Annotated in this window: 2 protein-coding genes and 1 pseudogene; 2 read left to right on the plus strand and 1 reads right to left on the minus strand. The window is 65.3% G+C overall.

Annotation, left to right across the window (positions count from 1 at the left end; genetic code table 11):
• Nucleotides 1-21: 21 nt before the first annotated feature.
• Nucleotides 22-873 carry a DMP19 family protein gene (locus DBR22_RS23230; protein ID WP_108600912.1) on the minus strand — a complete coding sequence of 284 codons (852 nt, stop codon included), beginning with the start codon at nt 871-873 and terminating at the stop codon, nt 22-24.
• Between the two features lie 229 nt (nt 874-1,102).
• On the opposite strand from DBR22_RS23230, the gene DBR22_RS23235 reads away from it, so the two are divergent.
• Together DBR22_RS23235 and DBR22_RS23240 are read left to right on the plus strand one after the other, a co-directional pair.
• Nucleotides 1,103-4,612 (plus strand): DEAD/DEAH box helicase, encoded by a 3,510-nt coding sequence (locus tag DBR22_RS23235; protein ID WP_108600913.1) that lies wholly within the window; start codon nt 1,103-1,105, stop codon nt 4,610-4,612.
• Nucleotides 4,613-4,710: 98 nt separating this feature from the next.
• Nucleotides 4,711-5,372: pseudogene (locus DBR22_RS23240) on the plus strand (HNH endonuclease signature motif containing protein); the annotation flags it as partial.

Raw genomic sequence — 5,372 nt, forward strand, 5'->3', positions numbered from 1 at the left:
CGCCCGCCGTCGGTACTGTTGCTACGCGTCGGCCATTTCGTCGTCGTCAGCTTCCTCGAACTCAACGGCTGCAACGATTTCCTGCGTCTCCGGGTTGATCATGAACGCCTCATCGTCCTCTTCGACCATGAGGAAATCGCCGTGATCGGTGGCGAAGTGCCACGCCAGCGTCTTCTCCCCGTTGTGGAGGTAGTTCGGATCGCCCATGGTGATCTTCCGGAGTTCGTAACCTGCAACATCGCACAGTTCACGGATGATGATTTCGAAGTCCGGGGCATCCTCCAGTGCTTCGGCGTCCGCCCTCGCCTGGCGCTCCTCAAGGTCCGGGATAAGAGCGGCCTGACGCTCGATGTAGGCTGCGAGCCCGTCCTCGTCGAGCACCAGCAGCCCCTCCTGGCCAAGGAGCCAGGAAGCGTTGAGGGCCGTGATGTTCTCGGTTTCGAACAGTTCCTCGAACTCGCCGTCCAGCTCCTCCAGCGTGCGCACGCCGTCAGTGGACTCTTCTTCGGTGTCCAGGTCACCGTCGAGGTAGCGCTCCTCGTCCTCTTCGGAGAGGGCGTCAAACGCTTCTACGGTGCGGTTGAAGAGGTCAAGGTGCGCCGTCGCACCCATGCCTGCGAGGCCTTCGCGGATGAGCGGGTCCACTTCGTCCCGGTCTGCGGTGAAAACGTACTGGGCGAAGCCGCCCTCCAGCGACTGTGTCACGTAGAAGTCCACGTAGTAGCTGCCCAGGGCGGCGGGGGCGATCTCGGCGGCGTCGAGCAGTTTCGCGTACATGGCGTTCACCACGTGGACGTTCGCATCGACAACTTCCTCGTTGCCGGCTTCGATGCTGGCGGTGGTCAGGACGACCGGGTGCTGGCTCGTGGTCATGGTGTTCCTCACTGCTGAAAGCTTGTGGTGCTCAGGACACTTTCACGCTACGTCGGCGGGAACGGCCGGATGTTGAGGCTGAAGTGAACGTCAGGCGAAGATTTCGGTGCGCGTTATCCACATGGCAAAAGGGCCGGCGCAGTGGTGCTCCTCCGGGCGAACTAAGATGGAGCAGATAACCATCGATCGGACACTGGTCCCCCGCGGCCAGCTGAAAGTAGCGCGCACCATGCCATCCCAACCGGACGAGAGTGCGGCACTGGCAATACAGACCCCCGCCATCAACGACCGCTCCCTCGCGGCCGGGCTGGCCTATGCCATGGGAAGCCGCGTTTCCGGGATCTCGTTCGACGCCGCCACCGGGCTGATGCTCGGCAAGGTCCGGGGAGGCTCGGATGTGCCGTACTCCACCACGGCCAAACTGGTCCGTAAGGCCGGCGGCTGGAGCTGCACCGTTGGCGTCTGCAGCTGCCCTGTCCGCAAGGACTGCAAGCATGTGGCTGCCCTCCTTTTCGCGGCTGAGGACAACCCTGCCATCCGCGTCCAGCTGCTCACTCCGGCCGATGTTTCCCGGCTCTCACGCCAGCCCGCCACCCTTGAACTGGCGGACTGGGAACAGGCGCTGAGCCCGCTCATCTCCCAGCCCGGCATCACGCCGTCGAGCAACGGCATCCCGCTGGCGCTCCAGTTCGACGTCGAGGAACCTGCGCCGCACTTCTCCTACACTGGCCGGCGCGATCCCCTTCGGAGCGTCCGCCAGCTCAAGGCCCGCCCCGTCATCATGGGTTCGAAAGGCAAATGGATCCGCGGCGACGTCTCCTGGAACACCCTGAGCTACCTGAATTTCCGCCGCGAATGCAACGAGCTGCATGTGGAGTGGATGCAGGAGTTCCTGGCCGCGCACACTGCCGCCGCCAACCGCCTGCACAACTCGACCGCCCTCTGGCTGGGACTGAACACTTTCGCGGGCAAAAACCTCTGGAGCCTGCTGGCCGATGCACAAAAGATCGGCCTCAACCTCGTCCACAGCCGCGGCACCGAACCGGTGCGGCTCGCCGGGTCTCCCGCCGCCGTCGGCCTTAACCTCAGCCGGTTCGGCACCCCGGTCACCCCGGCTGCCGCCGTCGGTTCCTCTGCTCCGGGTTCTCCCGTTCCCGGCGGCACTGCAGCAGCGGCCGACGACGGCGGGCTGGAGCTCGCCCCCACCGTCACCGTTGACGGGGTTGAGGTTGATCCGGCTTCCGTGGGGACCATCGGGCGCCCCGCCCACGGCATTTTCCTCACCTCCGGCGGGGACACGCTGCCCGGCGTCGACGCGGACCACGTGATTACCCTGGCGCCGCTGGAAAACGGCTTGAGCGAGGAACTGCTGGCGTTCGTGACGGCCGGCAGCACCCTGCAGATTCCTGCCAAGGACGAGACGCGCTTCCTTACCGGCTTCTACCCCAAGCTCAAGCAAGCCGCCCGGATCACGGCCAAGGACGAGTCGGTTGAGCTGCCCACACTGGCAGTCCCCACGCTTTCGCTGCTGGCCAATTACGGCGCCGACCACAAGGTCCGGCTGCATTGGGAGTGGCACTACAAGACCGGAAACCTGGTGACCGCCCAGCCGTTGTGGCGCCACCCCGGCGACCACGGCTACCGCGACGACCCCGCCGAAGCCCGCATCCTTGAAGGTATCGGCCAGCCGTGGAACGTTGTTCCTGCACTCGGCGAATCAGCCACCGGCGGCTGGGGCACGCCCCGCCTGGCTGCCTCAGTGGAGCTGAACGGCCTGGACACTCTTGCCTTCACCGAGGACGTCCTGCCCCTGCTCCGCCAGGCGCGCGACGTGGACGTGGACACCGCCGGCGACATCGCCGACTACCGGGAGGCCGAGGAAGCCCCCGTTATCTCCGTTTCCACCAAGGCCACCGAGCAGCGCGACTGGTTCGATCTTGGCATCCAGATCTCGCTGGAGGGCCAGCCGGTGTCGTTCGCTGCCGTGTTCTCCGCCCTTGCTGCGGGGCAGACCAAGATGCTGCTGCCCAGCGGCGCCTATTTCTCCCTGGACCTCCCCGAACTTCACCAGCTGCGCGCCCTGATCGAGGAGGCACGCTCCCTCCAGGACAACAAGGATGCCCCGCTGCAGATCAGCCGCTTCCAGGCGGGGCTCTGGGACGAGCTGGCGAACCTCGGCATCGTGGACCAGCAGGCCGCCGCATGGCGTGAGGCCGTTGGCGGGCTGCTCGAGGGCGGGATCAACGGGCTGCCGCTGCCTGCCGCGCTCAACGCGGAACTGCGCCCGTACCAGCTGGAAGGCTTCAACTGGCTCAGCTTCCTCTACCGTCACAGCTTGGGCGGGGTGCTCGCCGACGACATGGGCCTGGGCAAGACCGTCCAGGCCCTCGCCCTCATGTGCGCGGCGAAGGAACAGGGCGGCGTCTCCGGCGGTACGGCGGCAGCCGATATGCCAGCTCCGGCGCCCGACGGCGGCACGGGTCCGGCGCCCGACGGCGGCACTCCCTTTTTGGTGGTTGCCCCCACCAGCGTCGTGGGCAACTGGGCGGCTGAAGCGGCACGCTTTGCGCCCGGGCTGACCGTCCGGACCATTGGTGAGACCTTCGCCAAGAACGGCCAGGACCCTGCACTTGAGCTTTCCGGGGCGGACATCGTGATCACGTCCTACGCCCTGTTCCGGATCGACTACGACTCCTACGCCTCCAAGACCTGGGCCGGTCTGGTGCTCGACGAAGCGCAGTTCGTCAAGAACCACCAGTCCAAGGCCTACCAGTGCGCGCGGAAGTTGCCCGCTGCCTTCAAGCTGGCCATCACCGGCACACCGCTGGAAAACAACCTGATGGAATTCTGGGCGCTGACCTCGATTGTGGCGCCGGGCCTGTTCGCCAGCCCCAAGCGGTTTGCTGAGTATTACCAGAAGCCTGTGGAGAAGAACGGCGACAAGGGGCAGTTGGACAAGCTCCGCCGTCGGGTCCGTCCTTTGATGATGCGCCGAACCAAGGACCAGGTCATCCAGGACCTGCCGCCCAAGCAGGAGCAGATCCTGGAGGTGGTGCTCAATCCGCGCCACCAGAAGGTCTACCAGACGCACCTGCAGCGCGAACGGCAGAAGATCCTGGGCCTGATCGAGGACGTGAATAAGAACCGGTTCACCATCTTCCAGTCCCTGACACTGCTGCGGCAGCTCAGCTTGGACGCCTCCTTGGTGGATCCGTCGCTGTCCGGTGTCCGGTCTTCCAAGCTGGACGTGCTGTTCGAGCAGTTGGAGGATCTGGTGGCTGAGGGCCACCGCGCCCTGATCTTCAGCCAGTTCACCGGCTTCCTCGGCAAGGTCCGCGAGCGGCTTGTGGAGGAGAAGATCGAGTTCTGCTATCTGGACGGCGGCACCCGAAACCGGACCGACGTCGTCAACGAATTCAAGAACGGCAGCGCCCCCGTTTTCCTGATTTCCCTGAAGGCCGGCGGGTTTGGCCTGAACCTGACCGAAGCCGATTACGTGTTCCTGCTGGACCCGTGGTGGAATCCGGCTTCCGAGGCGCAGGCCGTAGACCGGACGCACCGTATAGGCCAGGCCCGGAACGTCATGGTCTACAGGTTGGTTGCCAAGGACACGATCGAGGAAAAGGTCATGGCGCTGAAGGCCCGCAAGTCGCAGCTGTTCGCGGATGTCATGGAGGGCGACGCCCTGTCCGGCGGTTCCATCACGGCCGAGGACCTGGCAGGTCTTTTCAAGGACTGAGGCAGACACCGGGATCTCCATCAGCCATGGTCGGAGCGTTATCCACATAGGCCTGTAGGCTCGGGGTTTTTGTCAGTGCCCGGCGGGATGATGGGGGTATGGAAAGTACGACGGCGGGTGAGGTGTTGGAGCGCATCATGGCATCCGCCGCTGGCCGTGCCCTAGCTGCTGTCCCCGCCGAGGCCGCTGGCCGTGCCGTTGCCCCGTCCCCACGCCTTGGGCGTCCCGGCGGCGGTGACTGTGATGACGGAGCCAAGAATGACGGAGCCAAGGGTGAGGTGCTTTTCCCGTCGGATCCTTTGCGCCGGCGGAAGGATGATTGTCTGGACCGGTTGGCCGGGATTGCCCGGCTTGAGGCCCGGATCGCGGCGGAGAAGGTCAAGGTACTCGCGGAACTGGTCGAAGTCTCCACGGCGTTGAACCCGCCGGCGCTGTCGCCGCAGGAAGCCACCGCGCAGGAAATGGCGTTGGTCGCGGAGGTCGCCTGTGCACTGACGGTCGGTGAACGGACTGCCGGGGCCCTGCTGGCCGAATCCCATACTTTGACCACTGATTTGCCGTTGACCTTGTCCGCGCTGCAGGCGGGGGTGATGTCGTGGCAGCATGCCCGGATCATGGTGGACGAGACCACCAACCTTGACCGCGCCGCAGCCAGGGCGTTGGAGGGGCACTTCCTGGATCCTGACGCGCCCAACCCTCATCGTGGTGGCCCGGTCGGGGATCTTGTCGCGTCCCGGTTCCGGCATAAGGCCCGGATCTG

The organism is Arthrobacter sp. HMWF013, from assembly GCF_003061105.1.
Lineage (GTDB): Bacteria > Actinomycetota > Actinomycetes > Actinomycetales > Micrococcaceae > Arthrobacter.